Genomic DNA, 15,677 nt, shown 5'->3' on the forward strand with positions numbered 1-15,677 from the left:
ACTTGCAAAACGCGGAAGGCCGGATGCCGTTCTCGGGAGCGGCATCCGGCCGGCCGCCTAGTTCGCCAGATCGTCGACGGTGGCCGCTTCGTTCCTGGACAGGTTGATGCCCAGGTTGGCCGCCGCGCGCTCCAGATCCTCGTCGTCGCCGTCGCGCATCTCGATCGCGGCGCCGTCGGACGACAGCACCTCGACGTTGAGACACAGTGACTGGAGTTCCTTGAGCAAGACTTTGAACGATTCCGGAATGCCCGGCTCCGGGATGTTCTCACCCTTGACGATCGCCTCGTAGACCTTCACACGCCCGACCACGTCGTCGGACTTGATGGTCAACAACTCCTGCAGCGTGTACGCCGCACCGTAGGCCTGCATGGCCCAGCACTCCATCTCACCGAACCGCTGGCCACCGAACTGCGCTTTACCACCGAGCGGCTGCTGGGTGATCATCGAGTACGGGCCGGTCGAACGGGCGTGGATCTTGTCGTCGACCAAGTGGTGCAGCTTGAGGATGTACATGTAACCGACCGCCACCGGGTACGGGAACGGCTCACCCGAACGTCCGTCGAACAGTGTGGCCTTACCGTCGTCGTCGACCATGCGCTCGCCGTCGCGGTTGGGCAGCGTCGAGGCCAGCAGACCGGTCAGCTCCTCCTCACGCGCGCCGTCGAAGACGGGCGTGGCGATGTTGGAATCGGCCGGAGCACCCAGCATCTCCTCCGGCAGCGCCTTCGCCCAGTCCGGACGGCTGCCGTCGGCGAGGTCGACCTGCCAGCCTGCCTTACCGATCCAACCCAGATGGGTCTCCAAGATCTGGCCGATATTCATACGACGCGGCACACCATGGGTGTTCAAGATGATGTCGACCGGGGTGCCATCCGGCATGAACGGCATGTCCTCGGTAGCGAGGATCTTGCCGATCACACCCTTGTTACCGTGCCGGCCGGCCAGCTTGTCACCGTCCTGGATCTTGCGTTTCTGCGCCACATACACCCGCACCAGCTCGTTGACACCAGGAGGCAGATCGTCGTCGTCCTCACGGGAGAACACACGGATACCGATGACCTTGCCGGACTCACCGTGGGGCACCTTCAACGACGTATCACGCACCTCACGAGCCTTCTCACCGAAGATCGCGCGCAGCAACCGCTCCTCCGGGGTCAGCTCGGTCTCACCCTTCGGCGTGACCTTGCCGACCAGAATGTCACCGTCGCGAACCTCCGCACCGATACGCACGATGCCACGCTCGTCCAGATCGGCGAGCACCTCGTCGGAGACATTCGGGATATCCCGGGTGATCTCCTCGGCACCCAGCTTGGTGTCACGAGCATCGATCTCATGCTCTTCGATATGGATCGAGGTGAGAACATCCTCCTCCACCAGACGCTGCGACAGGATGATCGCGTCCTCGTAGTTGTGGCCCTCCCACGGCATGATCGCCACGAGCAGGTTCTTACCCAGAGCCATCTCACCGTTCTCGGTACACGGCCCATCAGCCAAAACCTGACCATGCTCGACCCGCTGCCCCTCGTCCACGATCGGACGCTGGTTGGAACAGGTGCCCTGGTTGGAGCGGTTGAACTTCCGCATCCGATAAGACTTACGAGTACCGTCATCGGCCATCACGGTGACATAGTCGGCGGAAACCTCCTCCACCACACCAGCCTTCTCGTTCACCACGACATCACCCGCGTCCACCGCGGCACGCAACTCCATACCCGTGCCCACAATCGGCGCCTCGGAACGGATCAGCGGAACAGCCTGACGCTGCATATTCGCACCCATCAGAGCACGGTTGGCATCGTCATGCTCGAGAAACGGAATCATCGCCGTCGCGACCGACACCATCTGACGCGGCGACACATCCATATAGTCGACCTCGGATGCCGCGACGAGCTCGTTCTCCTCATTGCCTCGGCGGCACAGCACGCGATCCTCGAGGAAGTGGCCCTCCGCGTCGACCGGAGAGTTGGCCTGGGCGCGGACGTGCCTGTCCTCCTCGTCGGCGGTCAGGTAGCGGACCTCATCGGTCACCCGGCCGTCGACGACCTTGCGGTACGGGGTCTCGATGAAGCCGAACGGGTTGACCCGCGCGTACACCGACAGCGAACCGATCAGGCCGATGTTCGGGCCTTCCGGGGTCTCGATCGGACACATACGGCCGTAGTGCGACGGGTGGACGTCACGGACTTCCAGACCGGCGCGCTCACGGGACAGACCACCCGGGCCCAGCGCCGACAGGCGGCGCTTGTGAGTCAGACCCGACAGTGGGTTGTTCTGGTCCATGAACTGCGACAGCTGCGAGGTTCCGAAGAACTCCTTGATCGCGGCGACGACCGGGCGAATGTTGATCAGGGTCTGCGGCGTGATCGCCTCGACGTCCTGGGTGGTCATCCGCTCGCGGACCACGCGCTCCATCCGCGACAGGCCGACCCGGATCTGGTTCTGGATCAACTCACCGACGGTGCGCAGGCGACGGTTGCCGAAGTGGTCGATGTCGTCGACCTCGACCGGGACCTCCCGACCGCCGGGGGCGGTCATGGCACGGTCACCCGAGTGCAGGCGCACCAGGTACTCGATCGTGGTGACGATGTCTTCCTTGGTCAGCACCGAGCCGATGACCTGCTCACCGAGGTGGATGCCCAGCTTCTTGTTGATCTTGTAGCGACCGACGCGCGCCAAGTCGTAGCGCTTCTCCTTGAAGAACAGGTTCTCCAGCAGAGTTTGCGCGGACTCCTTGGTCGGCGGCTCGCCCGGGCGCAGCTTGCGGTAGATGTCCAGCAGCGCCTCGTCCTGACCGGCGGTGTTGTCCTTCTCCAGGGTCGACATCATGATCTCGGAGAAGCCGAAACGTTCGGCGATCTCCTCGGTGGTCCAGCCGAGCGCCTTCAGCAGCACGGTGACCGGCTGGCGGCGCTTGCGGTCGATGCGTACACCCACGGTGTCGCGCTTGTCGACGTCGAACTCCAGCCACGCGCCGCGGCTCGGGATGACGCGCACGCTGTGCAGGTCCTTCTCCGTGCCCTTGTCGACGGAGTGGTCGAAGTAGACACCCGGCGAGCGCACCAGCTGTGAGACGACGACGCGCTCGGTGCCGTTGATGATGAACGTGCCCTTGTCGGTCATCATCGGGAAATCTCCCATGAAGACCGTCTGGCTCTTGATCTCACCGGTGTTGTTGTTGATGAACTCCGCGGTGACGAACAGCGGCGCCGCGTAGGTCATGTCCTTGTCTTTGCACTCATCGATCGAGGCTTTGACCTCTTCGAAGCGTGGGTCGGAGAAGGAAAGGGACATAGAGCCTGAGAAGTCCTCGATCGGAGAAAGCTCCTCGAGTACCTCCTCGAGTCCGCCGACCAGGCCGACGTCACCGCGAGCGGCGGCACGCTCGCGCCAATCCGGCGAACCGATCAACCAGGCGAATGATTCCGTTTGTAGATCGAGAAGTCCGGGCACCTCCAAGGGTTCACGGATCTTCGCGAAAGACACCCGCAACGGGGCTCCGGGGATTCCGGCAACTGCCTTGGTCTGGGTGGAGACTGCCAAGATGCGTCCTTCCAGCACCTCACGCGCGTCGCGTGGTGGTCCGCGACCGTCGCTTGTCTGCTACGAATTCCGCTGGTTACAACCCGAACGAAGCTCGAACAGGCACCAACGGAAGCAACACCGGAAGGGTGGAACTTACGTGTGCAAATCGAGGTATGGACAGGAGGCAGCCAGCGCAACGTCCAAACCTACACCCATGTACACGGAGGTGTCAAAGTACCACCCGTGTGAACGTCCGAGTGGCTGGCGCGCCGGGCCGAATTCGCTGGCTGCGTCCTGAGCCCGCGGTGCGCTGAAGCCACCGTGACAGCTGCCGCTGTTGTGAATAGCGTGACGGGTCGGGCGAAGCTCGTCAAGTGGCAGGACCGGCCGAGCCGCCTGCGAGATCGCCTGGCGCGCTGCGGTATCCCGGGGTATTGCCCTGGCACTCACTGGTCGACGATGTCGCTGGCCAGCCAACGACCGTCCACCTTCTGCATGTGCAGGACGACCGGGCCCGCGACGCTCTGCTGAGCGAGACCGTCCTTGGTGGCGCTCACCACCAGGTTGACCAGCAGCTCCGCCCGGTCTTCTGTGAGCAACGACACCGCAATCGGATCCGCCTTGGCGTCGGCGCTGGTCTGCGCCTGCTTGACCGCCGATATTGTGGTGCCAGCGTACTTGTCCAGGTCCGCCAGCATCTTTCCGGTGAGCACCTGCGCGGCCGTTCCGCGGTAGCCGTCGATGTTCTTGACGTCATAGGCGTAGACCGTCCGCAACGCGTGGTCGGCGGCCGCCCGCACCTCCTGGGTGGCCTCGTTGTTCACGAACGCCTGGTTCGAGGTGTCCACGCCGGGCCGCTTCGCGGCGACCACCGCGAAGGCGCCGAGCAACACGGCGGCGATCAACAACCCCGAGACGAGGGTCCAGTGCGCGCTCCCCGCACCGCTGCCCGGCGATGGAGCGGCTGTCGGCACGACGACCTTGCCGAACCGCGACGGCGCGCTACCCCGCTCCGGGCGTTGCTCGGCACCCGACTTCCCGCGCGCGATAGTGGCACGGGAAGCACCCGCCGGTCGCGTCCTACCGCTGGGCGCCGGGCGCTCGGTACGTGTGGTGGCGGCACGAGACGGGTGCTCGGCGCCGGGGCGGCGCTTGGAGGTGACCCGATTGACCGGTCGGCGAGACGTCATGGATTATCCTCCTATGATCCCGGCTTCGGCGCGGCGGGCGGCTGGTCCGCGGGCGGCGCGGGCGACTGCTGGCCGGGCTCACCGTTCAACAGCACCGGCTGGCTGAGCGAGGAGATCTGCTCGGCCTTCCAGGTATCGCCCGTCTCGGCCACGTCGACACTCCAGGTGTAGCGGTACGCCGCGGGCGGCTTGTCCTTGCCTGTCTCCGTCACCTGCAGCACGACCAGCGCCGATGCCTTGTCCTGCTCGCTGTTGAGCGTGGTGAGTGCGGCGCCGAGCACCTTCGACGACATCCCGACACCGGTTTGCCGGGCCAGCTTCTCGGCCTGGTCCTTGTTCTTCGTGGCCGAGTCGAGCAGCGCGCCGGTCATCGAGGATCTGGCCAGTGCGAGCGAGCCCGGCACATCGTCGAGGTTCATCGAAGTCATGTTCAGCGCGGCCTGACGGGCAGCGTCCAGCGCGGTGTCGCGGGCGTCGGCGCGCGGGCCGTCGGTCAACGCGGCGCGCACCCAGCCCGTGCCGAACCAGGCGGCAGCGATCAGGGCGACCACCAGGAGCACGGCCGAGCCGACGAGCGCGAACCTACCGAGCGCCGACGAGCCGACGGAGCGCTTCGGCACACTTTCCGACGCGCCGGAAGTGATCTTTTCTCCGTCGGCGACTTCCTCGACCGGCGAATCCGCAGCCACGCCCGCGGTGGCGGCGGTCGCCTCCGCGGACGGCACCACGACTTCCGGCGCTTCCGGCTCCGTCGAATCGGCCTGCTCGGATAGATCCGCGGTCGCGCCTGTTGTTCGCTCGCTACGCTCACTCACGCGAGACACCCTAACGTCGTCGGTCCTGGTCACCGTTTCGGCGTGACCCCCAGCAGGGTGGCCATCTGCACGGCGATCGGATTCAGGTTCAGCTTTTCCGGATCGGTTTTGGGGTTGGAGTCCCACGGCTGCACAATGCTCGGGTCGGCGAGCGTGGCTCGCTCGCCACCGCGGACGGCAGTTGGGTTACCGAACGGCACAAGACATTTCGCGTCCTTGTTGAACGGAAATTCGTCCCGCGTGTCGTCGAAATCCGGGTTCTGTGCCTTCATCTGCTCGAGAATCCGCTGCGTACCCTCGTAGCCCACGGTACAGGCGGGCGGGTTGTTGGTCTCCAGCACCAAACCGAAGTGGCTGGTGCCGTCGCCGGGCGCGGTAGAGGAAGCACCGATGGACAGTTGCGGAAGCATCTGCAGCAACGGCCGCAGCGCATAGAACTTCGGTGAGATGGTCCGCAGCAGCAGCCGCAGGTTGGCTAGGTCCTCGGTGAGCGTGCCGCCGCTCTCATCGATCAGCGCGCCGATCTGCTCGCCCGCGTCGGCTCCGGTGCCGATCAGCCTGCGCACGTCAGGGTCGCTGGAGCGAAGCTGGGCGGTGAGCTTGTCCAGGCCATCGCTGAACTGGCGGATGGCATCGGATTGCTCGGCCTGGGTGCCGAGCGCGATCCTGCCGTCCCGGATCAGCTGGATCGTCTGCGGCAGGGTCTCGTTGAACGTCTCGGTGAACGTGTTGAGCGACTCGATCAACACTTGCAGATCGCCGCCCTTGCCGTCGAACGCCGTGCCCAGTTCGCGGACGGTGGTGTTGAGTGCGTTCAGGTCCACCGAACGAGTGAACCCGTCCACGCTGGCGACCAGCTGCTCAACCGGCACGGGAGTCGTCGCCGAGGCGATCACCGAGTTGTCCCGCAGGTACGGGCCCGCATTGGAGTCGGGTTGCAGGTCGACGTACTGCTCACCGATCGCGGACCGATTGGCCACTACGGCTTTCGCCGAGGCGGGGATCTTCGGCGAGCTCGTGTCGATAACGAGATTCATCACCACACCGTCGTCGGTGAGCTCTAGTTCACCGACCCGGCCGACCGGGACGCCGCGGTAGGTCACCTCGGCGCCCTTGTAGATGCCACCGGTCTGCGCCGCCCGCACCTGCACCGTGTACTCGCCGAAACCGAGCATGTGATCGAGCCGGATGTACTTCCCGCCGACGAACACCACGCCGACCACCGCGACGACCGCGAACGCGATCAGCTGCCACCGGACCAGACGTGTCATCGGGGACCACCCTCCGTTCCCTGTCCGATCCCCCCGCCGACCCCGAGTTGCTCGAGGATCGCCCCGACGGGGTTGGGCGGCACTCCCGGTGCGGGCGGCTGCGCCATGTTCGGCGGCAGTGGCAGGATCGACACCGTCGGCCAGCCCGGTCGCGGGCCGTTGCCGTTGTAGTACGGGTTGGTCGGGTTCACCGGCACCGGGGGACCGACCGGCGGGATATACACCGGATCCGGTTTGCCTACACCGAGATTGCTCAGCGTGACGCCGATCTGCTGATCCACCGACAACCAGGTGTTGACCTGTCCGCCGAAGGTGGCCTCCAGCGAGGAGTCGGGGAAGGGGTAGGTCGGCACCAGCGGCAACGCGGTCACCAGATCCGAAGCCGAACGGCCGAGTTCCTGCAGCGTCGGCCGCAGCGAGGTGAGGTCGCGAATCAGGTCGTCCTTCGAGGTGTTCAGCACGTCGAAGCCGACCTCGCCGAGCCGGTCCAGCTGAGCGAGCAATCCGACCAGCTGTGGACGCTGCTCCTCCAGGATCTTGATGCCGTGGGGCAGCTCGTCGAGAATCTTGCCGATCTGCGCGGTCTGCCTGCCGACCCTGCTGCTGAGCAGATCGAGACCGTCCAGCGCTCTCGTGATGTCGTCGACCTGCTTGTTCAGGCCGTCGATCAGGATGTTCGCTTGCTCGATCAGCGAGCGCACCCGGCCCTCCCGGCCGCCGAGGGTCTTGTTCAGCTCGGTGACGATCGGCTGCAGTTGCGCGACACCGCCGCCGTTGAGCAGCAACGACAGCGCGCCGAGCACCTGCTCGATCTCGGTGGCGTGCCTGGTGCGGTCGACCGGGATCACCGAGCCGTTGCCGAGCTTCTTCGGATCCGGGTCCGCGGCGGGCTTGGACAGCTCGATGAACTTCTCGCCGAGCAGGTTGGACTGCCGGACCTCGGCGCGCGCGTTCGTGGGCAGGTCCACCGACGCGTTCACCACGGTGTGCACAACGGCGGTCCACTGGTCCTTGCCGATGGTGATCTCCTCGACCCGGCCGACCGGCACACCTTCGACCTTGACCGCGGACTGCGGCACCAGGTCGAGCACGTCGTCGAACTGGATGTCGATGTGGATCGGATGGTCGCCGACGTCGGCGCCGCCGGGCAGCGGGACGCTGTAGATGCCGTCGGCGGCGCACGAGGTGACCAGCGCGGCGGACAGGCCGACCGCCAACGCGGCGCCGACGCCGCGAGCGGCGGAACGGATTCGGGTGGTCATCGGACGCCTCCCTGCGACGGCGGAAGCCGATCCGACGGCGTACCGGGCACCGTGCCAGGCACCGGGTCACGCTGCTGGTTCTCGCCGCTGAGGATGCCGAACGGCAGGATCAGGGTCGGAGTCTTCACCCCGGCGGTGATTTGGTCGGTGATCGCCTTGCAGTGGTCCAGGATCGGCCGCATCTGCCTGCCGAGCGCCTCGAACTTCGGATCGCCCGGCATCAACTTGGAAAGGTCGAGCATCTTGCACATCACACCGAACGGGTCCTGCAGATCGGTGAAGTTGGCGCGCATGTCGAGGGTGCCCGATTCCGCGTTGTGCACATTGATCAGGTTGCTCAGCGCCAGCGGCAGCACCGGCAGCAAGGCGGCCACGTCGTTGCGCTGATCGGCCAGCGTCTTGGTCAGCGTGGTCAGTCCTTCGGCATTGCTGGCCACCAGATCCCGGTTGTCGTCGATGAACCTGGCCACGTCGCCGAGCGCGATCGACAACAGGTGCAGCGCGGCGCCCAGGTTTTCGCGTTCGTCGGCCAGGAATGTCGACAGGTCGGCGAGCTGGACGTTGAACTGCCGCACCTGCTGGTCGTTCTGGGCCAGCATGGTGACGAAGGACTGCAGGTTCTTGACCGTGTCGAAGATGTCCCCGCGCGCGTCGGACAGGTACCGCGCCGCTCGGGACAACTGGGTGAGGCTGTTGGCCAGCGCTTCGCCGTTGCCTGCGAGGTTCGCCGCGCCGGTGCGCACCAGTTCGTTCACCGCGCCCTCGGCGTTGGCACCGTGGGGGCCCAACGCATCCGACAGCTCGGTGATGCTCTTGTAGAGCTGGTCGACCTCGACCGGCGTGACCGTGCGGTCGCGCGGGATGGTCGCGTTCCGGTCCATCTTCGGACCCCCGGTGTAGACCGGGGTCAGCTGGATGTAGCGGTCCGACACGATCGAGGGCGTGATCTGCGCGGCCCGCGCACCTGCGGGCACGTCGAACTCGCGGTCCACACTCATGACGATCTCGACCTGATCGCCCTGCGGTTCCACCGAATCCACCGAACCCACGGGCACACCGAGAATGCGCACGTCCGAGCCCTCGTAGATGCCGACCGAACGATCGAAGTAGGCGGTGATCTTGGTGGTGGTGAGCCGGTCGAACAGCCACCACAGCACGCCCGCCACCAGCACCGCCACGACCACTACCAGTGCGATGCCCACCTTGGCGCCGCGGCTGGAATGCTTGACCGCGCCGACGGGATCGTTCCTCCAGTTGCCCGCCATGTCAGTTGCCTCCCAGGGTGCGGACCGGCGGACGGTCGCCGGGGATCTCCGGCAGCGCGGGCGGCACCAGGTTGACGATCACCGCGTCGAACCAGCGGCCGGTGCCGAGCACGCTGGCGTAGAGACCGTAGAAGGGCGCCGCGAGTGCCAAGGTCTTGGAAATGTTCTGCTGGTTGTCGTTGAGCAAGTCGATGGAGGCGCGCAGGTTCTTCAGTGCGGGACCGATCTGCTCTTCGTTGTCGTGCACCAGCGCGCTCAGCTCCGCCGAGACGACCCTGGCGCCGGACAGCAGCTGCGCGATGGACTGCTGCCGGATATTCAGCTCGGCGAGCAGTTGACCGCCTGAGGCGAGCAGACGCTCGAACTCGGCATTGCGGTCGGCGAGCACCTGGGTGGTCTGTCTGGTCGCGGCGAACAGCTTCTTCAGCTCCTGGTCGCGCTCGGCCAGCGTCTCCGACAACCGGGCGACGCCGTCGATCGAGCCGCGGATCTCCGGCGGCGTGGTGTCGAACGCGTCGGACAGCACCCGCATGCTGGTGGCCAGCTGCGCGGTGTCGATCTGGTCGATGTTCCTCGCCGCGTCGGTGAACGCGTCCACCACGTCATATGGGGATACCGTGCGCGACAACGGGATCCGCTTGTTCGGATCGGCGGGCCCGGAGCCTCTCGGATCCAGCGCCAGGTACTTCTGCCCCAGCAGGGTCTTGATCTGGATGGACGCGGTGGTCTCATTACCGATCCAGGTGTCCTGAGTGCGGAAGTCCACGAGCACCCGGTCACCGGCGAGCCGGACATCGGAGACCGAGCCGACCTTGACGCCCGCGATGCGGACCTCGTTGCCCTTCTTGATGCCCGCCGCCTCGCTGAATTCGGCGGTGTACTTGGTGCCCGCGCCGATGATCGGCAGTCGGTCGAAGAAGAACGCCGACACCGTCACCAGCAGCACGATGGCAAGGCCGAGCACACCCATGAACGCGGGGCTGCGCTTGCCGAGCAGGATGCGGTCGTCCATCAGCGAGCCTCCCCATGGCAGCGCGGCGCGGCGTTGGTGTACAGCGGCTGATTGATCGTCGGCAGACCGGCGGGCAGGTTGAGCTGCGGCGCGTCGACCGCGCCGGGCCCGACGACGATGTCGATGCCGCACAGATAGAACTGGAACCAAGAGCCGTAGCTCGCGGCACGGCCCAGCTTCTCCATCTTGAGCGGCAGATTCCGCAGCGCTTCGTTCACCTCGTCGCCGCGGTCGTCGAGCGTGCCGGTCAGCTGGCTCAGCCCGGCGATCGAGCCCTGTAGCGTCGGCCGGACCGGCACGAGCAGGTCGGCGGTGGCCGAGGTCAGGTTCGCGAGCGAAGTCACCGAGCGTCCGATCGTGTCGCGTTCCGCGGCGAGGCCGCTGATCAGCGCCTCGGTGTTCACGATCAGCTGGTCGAATTGGTCGTCGCGCTTGTTGACGGTGTCCAGCACGGCGGTCAGGTTGCGGGTCAGCTCACCGATTACCGCATCCTTGTCCGCGATCTTGTTGGTCAGGTTCGCGGTGGTCGCGACCAGGTCGTGGATCGTGCCCTGCTCGCCCTGGAAGACCTGGATGATCTCGAAGGACAGCTTGTTCACGTCGTTGGCGGTCAGCGTGCGGAACAGTGGGCGGAAACCGTTGAACAGCGTGGTGAGGTTCAGCGCGGGCCTGGTGCGCTCCAACGGGATGGTCCCGCCTTTGTTCAGCTTGCGGCCTTGCTCGCCGGTGCCCTGCTCCAGCGCGATGTAGCGCTGGCCGACCAGGTTGCGGTACTTGATGGTGGCCGTGGTCGTGGCGGGCAGCCAACTCCGGTCGGTGAGATCGAACTTCACCTCGGCCAAGCGCTTGTCCACGATCGAGACGTCGGTGACCTTGCCGACCCGCACGCCGGCGATGCGCACCTCGTCACCGGCATTGAGCGAGGTGACGTCGGTGAACCGGGCCTTGAAACCCGTTCCGCCGCTGCTGTAATTGGCGATGGACAAACCGAGCATCGTGGTCGCGAACAGGGTCACGGCGATGAAGACGATCAGCTTGGTCAACGGCCCACCCAGGCCGCGCAGCTTCTGCTTCATCGAATACTCACCTCGCTTCCGCGGAACGCGGGCGCACCGGCCCTGGTCACCCAGCCCGGTACCTGATCTGGCGCGACCCCGTTGGCCGCACCGTAGATCGCGCCGAGCGACTGCTGCTCCATCGGCGAACCGGCTGTCGTCGGCACCTTGCTCCCTGGGTAGACGCCGAACTGCGGCGGCTGCAGCTTGCCGCTTTCCTGGTCACCCGGGTTACGGCTGGGCACCGCGTAGGAGCCGTCGTTGTTCGGTCCTCCCGTGTACTGGCCGGGGTCGAGGCCAGTGGGCAGCTCGGGGATGCACCACGGGCCGCGGGGGTCCAGCCAGCGCGGCTCGTCCTGGTTGGGCAGGTATTTGCCGCGGGTGTTGGTCAGCTCGATGCTCACTCTGGAGCCGGGCCGGTCGGTGCCCTTGCCGAAGACATCGTCGATGCGCGGCTTCATCTTCGCGAAGTTCGCCAGCGAGCAGGCATAGTTCGGCGAATAGTAGGCCAACAGTTCCAGCGCGGGCCGGGAGTCGGCGGCCAGGTCGATGATGTTGTCGCGGTTGGCGATCAGGAAGTCGGCGGTGCTCGACGAGGTCGGCGTCAACGTGGTGTAGAGCGCGTCGATGTCGGTGCGCCGCTGCACGATCGTCGCGTTGGTGGTTCTCAGGTTGTCCAGCGCCTCGATCAGCTGCGGTGCCGCGTCGGAGTAGGTGGCGGCTACCTCGGCGAAGCTGCGCAGGTCCTCCTGCAGGTCCGGCAGCACGCCGTTGACCTGGCGGAAGATGTTGTCCAGCTTGTCCACGCTCTCGCCGAGCGCGAAACCTCGACCGGCCAGCGCCTGGGATAGCGCGCCCAGGGTGGCGGCGAGATCCTCCGGCGGAATGGCTTGCAGCAGCGGGAGCAGATCGTCGAGCAGCTTGCTCAGCTCGATTGCGTTGCCGCTGACATCCTGGTGCAGCGTCACACCATTGGTCAGGTGCTGTGCGCTTCGGTCCGCCGGAATGACCAGGTCCACATAGCGCTCGCCGAACAGCGTCTTGGGTAGCAACCGCGCGGTCGCATCGGCCGGAATCTGTTGCGCCTTGTCCGGATCGATGGCGAGGTTCAGCGTCACCTTCCCGCCCTCGGAACGGCTGGAGCGCACCTCTCCGACGCTGACGCCGCGCACCTTCACGTCCGCGTTCCGGGTCAGCGCGTTGCCGACGCTGTCGGTCACCAGGTCGACGTTCACGGTCTTGACGAATTGCTTGTTGTAAACCGCGATGGTCGTCCACAAGAACAGACCGACCACAAGGAAGAACGTGATGCCCAGCACACGAATGCGCAGTGTCTCGGTGGAGCGCCAGGCCTGCACCCCCCGGCTCATCCGGCCACTCGCACCGTGGTCGTGGTGCCCCAGATCGCGAGGCTGAGGAAGAAGTCGAGCACGTTCACCAGCACGATGGCGGCGCGGACCGCGCGACCCACCGCGACGCCGACGCCCGCGGGGCCGCCGGTGGCATGGAAGCCGTAGTAGCAGTGCACCAAGATGATCACGAAGGCGAAGACCAGCACCTTGAGGAAGGAATAGAGCACGTCCTCGGGTGGCAGGAACAGGCTGAAGTAGTGGTCATAGGATCCGCTGGATTGGCCGTTGAACCAGATGCTGACCATTCGGGACGCCAGGAACGTGCCGAGCAGTCCGACGACGTACAGCGGGATCACCGCAACGAATCCGGCGATCACGCGGGTGGTGACCAGGAACGGCACGCCGGGCACCGCCATCACCTCGAGTGCATCGATCTCCTCGGAGATGCGCATGGCACCCAGCTGCGCGGTGAAACCACATCCGACCGTCGCCGAGAGTGCGAGCGCTGCGACCAGCGGCGCGATCTCGCGGGTGTTGATGTAGGCGGTGAGAAAGCCGGTGAGCGCTGAGCTGCCGAGCGCGTCGAGGGCCTTGAAGCCCTGCAGGCCGACCACGACGCCGACCGAGCCGGACATGAACACGATGACGCCGATGGTGCCGCCGATCACCGCGAGCGCGCCGGTGCCGAAGGTGACCTCGGCGAGCAGCCGCATGACCTCCTTGCGGTAGTGCACGGCGGTGCGCGGGATCCAGACGATGGCGCGCGAGTAGAACGACATCTGATCGCCCGCCCGATCGATGACGTTCAGTGGTGAGCGGACGAAGTCTCCCGCCCGGCGCAGCGACTTGGCGAAGACCGGGGTTCGATACGGGCCGGCCATCTGATCAGGCGCCCTTTGCCGGGACGACTTGCAGGTACACCAGGGTCAGGATGAGATTCACGAAGAACAGAACCATGAATGTGATCACCACGGATTGGTTCACCGCGTCACCGACTCCTTTCGGACCCCCTTTGGGATGCAACCCCTTGTATGCGGCGATCACGCCGGCGATCAGACCGAACACGGCGGCCTTGATCTCACCGATCCACAGGTCCGGCAGCTGGGCAAGCGCCGAGAACGAGGCCAGGTAGGCACCCGGCGTTCCGCCCTGCAGCAGCACGTTGAAGAAGTAGCCGCCCGCGATACCGACCACGGACACCAGGCCGTTGAGTAGCAGCGCCACCAGCATCATGCCGATCACACGTGGTACGACCAGCTTCCGCACCGGGTCGACACCGAGCACCTCCAGCGCGTCGATCTCCTCGCGGATGGTGCGCGAGCCGAGGTCGGCGGCCACCGCGGACCCGGCCGCGCCCGCGATGATCAGCGCGGTGACGACCGGTGCCGCCTGTTGAACGGTGGCAAGCACACTGGTTGCTCCGGTGAACGACTCGGCACCCAGCTGCTTGATCAGTGAACCGGTCTGCAGTGCGACGACCGCGCCGAACGGGATCGCGACCAGGGCGCTGGGAAGGATCGAGACACTCGCGATGAACCACGACTGCTCGATGAACTCCCGCCATTCGAATGGACGACGGAACGTCTTGCGCAGGACGTCGATGAACAGCGCGAAAATGTTTCCTGCCTGGGCAAACCCCGACTGCAGTGGAGTCCGCAACCGCGCCAGGGAGGAAGTCACGATCGCAGATGTTACCCGTTAGTTGTGTTGTGTCGCAGGGTAGCGTCGAATGCGCTGCCTTGATATTCGGCCAGGTCGCCGCTGTTGTACGCCATTACCTGCGTATCGTCGTTCTCCGCAAGTGACTCGCGGATCGCGACCTGGGCGGCGTGCGGCAACGTGTGCATGATCCCGCGGACACGCTCCTTACGCCGCAGCACCCCCTGCCGCACCGGCATACCGGGTGTCGCGCGCATCTGCGGGATGATCCCCTCGACCTCCTCGGCGCCACCATGGTGATGACCGGCGTCCACGAGTGCCTGCTCGCGCGCCATCTGCGCCTCGTCCTTTTCCTCGGACATACCGATGGGACCGATCATGCGGCCGTTGAGGAACTGCTTGACCACCGGCTCTTCCGAGGTGAGCAGCACCTCGCGTGGTCCGAACATGACCAGCTGGCGGCGGAAAAGCATGCCGATGTTGTCCGGCACGGTGCGGGCCAGGTTGATGTTGTGCGTGACGATCAGGATCGTGGCGTCGATCTGTGCGTTGATATCGATCAGGAGCTGGCTCAAGTACGAGGTGCGGACCGGGTCCAGACCCGAGTCGGGCTCGTCGACCAGGATGATCTGGGGATCCAGCACCAGCGCGCGGGCCAGACCAGCGCGTTTGCGCATACCGCCGGAGATCTCGCCGGGCAGCTTGCCTTCGGCGCCGAGCAGACCGGTCAGCTCCAGCTTCTCCATCACGATCTTGCGTATCTCGTCCTCCCCTTTCTTCGTGTGCTCACGAAGCGGGAAGGCCACGTTGTCGAACAGATTCATCGACCCGAACAGCGCACCGTCCTGGAACAGCACACCGAACAGCTTGCGGATCTCGTAGAGCTCCTTGTTGGAGCAGGTCGTGATGTCGGTGCCGTCGATGTAGATCGAACCGCGCTCCGGACGAAGCAGACCGATCAGCGACTTCAGGAACACGGACTTACCGGTACCCGACGGGCCCAGCAGAGCGCTGACCTCGCCGGATGGCAACGTCAGCGAAACGTCCTGCCAAATGCGCTGGGAACCAAAGGATTTGGTAACACTTTCGGTCCTGACCTCGACGCCCACGCCAACCTCCACAATTCTCAGCGAGCTGCCCACCGGCGAACCGCGCGCGCTCAGTCATCGCGGTGCGTCACGTCACAGCGGGTGCGGTCACTGTATCCCATGAGCAAGATGAGGCACATCCTGACCTGACCGAAGAGTAACCGCCCAAAGCTCGCGATATTC

The 15,677-nt window shown here is 65.5% G+C and carries 12 protein-coding genes; all 12 read right to left on the minus strand.

The annotated features are described in order from the left end of the window. Positions 1-57: 57 nt before the first annotated feature. On the minus strand, positions 58-3,561 hold the full coding sequence (locus OH799_RS20935) for a DNA-directed RNA polymerase subunit beta (protein WP_406266703.1): 3,504 nt from the start codon (positions 3,559-3,561) through the stop codon (positions 58-60). A gap of 410 nt (positions 3,562-3,971) precedes the next feature. Further along, positions 3,972-4,715: a hypothetical protein gene (locus OH799_RS20940; protein ID WP_406266706.1), complete on the minus strand. Its 744-nt coding sequence runs from the start codon at positions 4,713-4,715 to the stop codon at positions 3,972-3,974. Positions 4,716-4,726: 11 nt separating this feature from the next. After that, the gene (locus OH799_RS20945) at positions 4,727-5,530 is read right to left on the minus strand and encodes a hypothetical protein (RefSeq protein WP_406266709.1); all 804 of its coding nucleotides are present in this window, start codon (positions 5,528-5,530) and stop codon (positions 4,727-4,729) included. A gap of 29 nt (positions 5,531-5,559) precedes the next feature. Next, positions 5,560-6,801 (minus strand): MCE family protein, encoded by a 1,242-nt coding sequence (locus tag OH799_RS20950; RefSeq protein WP_406266712.1) that lies wholly within the window; start codon positions 6,799-6,801, stop codon positions 5,560-5,562. Beyond that, entirely contained in the window at positions 6,798-8,063 is a 1,266-nt protein-coding gene (locus OH799_RS20955; RefSeq protein WP_406266715.1) for an MCE family protein, read from the minus strand. The genes OH799_RS20950 and OH799_RS20955 overlap by 4 nt, the downstream gene beginning before the upstream one ends. Further along, positions 8,060-9,328: an MCE family protein gene (locus OH799_RS20960; RefSeq protein ID WP_406266718.1), complete on the minus strand. Its 1,269-nt coding sequence runs from the start codon at positions 9,326-9,328 to the stop codon at positions 8,060-8,062. The genes OH799_RS20955 and OH799_RS20960 overlap by 4 nt, the downstream gene beginning before the upstream one ends. Before the next feature lies 1 nt (position 9,329). Next, positions 9,330-10,340, minus strand: coding sequence for an MCE family protein (locus OH799_RS20965; protein WP_406266721.1), 1,011 nt, complete (start codon positions 10,338-10,340; stop codon positions 9,330-9,332). Continuing rightward, entirely contained in the window at positions 10,340-11,416 is a 1,077-nt protein-coding gene (locus tag OH799_RS20970; protein WP_406266723.1) for an MCE family protein, read from the minus strand. Before OH799_RS20970 ends, OH799_RS20965 begins: the two co-directional genes overlap by 1 nt. Beyond that, positions 11,413-12,765 (minus strand): MCE family protein, encoded by a 1,353-nt coding sequence (locus tag OH799_RS20975; RefSeq protein ID WP_406266726.1) that lies wholly within the window; start codon positions 12,763-12,765, stop codon positions 11,413-11,415. Before OH799_RS20975 ends, OH799_RS20970 begins: the two co-directional genes overlap by 4 nt. Further along, on the minus strand, positions 12,762-13,526 hold the full coding sequence (locus OH799_RS20980) for an ABC transporter permease (protein ID WP_357260478.1): 765 nt from the start codon (positions 13,524-13,526) through the stop codon (positions 12,762-12,764). Before OH799_RS20980 ends, OH799_RS20975 begins: the two co-directional genes overlap by 4 nt. Positions 13,527-13,632: 106 nt before the next feature. Further along, positions 13,633-14,427, minus strand: coding sequence for an ABC transporter permease (locus OH799_RS20985; protein WP_357260261.1), 795 nt, complete (start codon positions 14,425-14,427; stop codon positions 13,633-13,635). 11 nt (positions 14,428-14,438) lie between these two features. Then, entirely contained in the window at positions 14,439-15,515 is a 1,077-nt protein-coding gene (locus OH799_RS20990) for an ABC transporter ATP-binding protein (RefSeq protein WP_406266729.1), read from the minus strand. Between the last annotated feature and the right edge of the window lie 162 nt (positions 15,516-15,677).

The sequence above is a fragment of the Nocardia sp. NBC_00881 genome, from assembly GCF_045207455.1.
In the GTDB taxonomy this organism is placed as follows: Bacteria; Actinomycetota; Actinomycetes; order Mycobacteriales; family Mycobacteriaceae; genus Nocardia.

Excerpts from the sequence above, each read along its gene's own strand:
- OH799_RS20940 (WP_406266706.1), bottom strand. The coding sequence starts at position 4,715 with ATGACGTCTCGCCGACCGGTCAATCGGGTCACCTCCAAGCGCCGCCCC.
- OH799_RS20950 (WP_406266712.1), bottom strand. The coding sequence starts at position 6,801 with ATGACACGTCTGGTCCGGTGGCAGCTGATCGCGTTCGCGGTCGTCGCG.
- OH799_RS20955 (WP_406266715.1), bottom strand. The coding sequence starts at position 8,063 with ATGACCACCCGAATCCGTTCCGCCGCTCGCGGCGTCGGCGCCGCGTTG.
- OH799_RS20980 (WP_357260478.1), bottom strand. The coding sequence starts at position 13,526 with ATGTCGTTCTACTCGCGCGCCATCGTCTGGATCCCGCGCACCGCCGTG.
- OH799_RS20960 (WP_406266718.1), bottom strand. The coding sequence starts at position 9,328 with ATGGCGGGCAACTGGAGGAACGATCCCGTCGGCGCGGTCAAGCATTCC.
- OH799_RS20970 (WP_406266723.1), bottom strand. The coding sequence starts at position 11,416 with ATGAAGCAGAAGCTGCGCGGCCTGGGTGGGCCGTTGACCAAGCTGATC.
- OH799_RS20975 (WP_406266726.1), bottom strand. The coding sequence starts at position 12,765 with ATGAGCCGGGGGGTGCAGGCCTGGCGCTCCACCGAGACACTGCGCATT.
- OH799_RS20965 (WP_406266721.1), bottom strand. The coding sequence starts at position 10,340 with ATGGACGACCGCATCCTGCTCGGCAAGCGCAGCCCCGCGTTCATGGGT.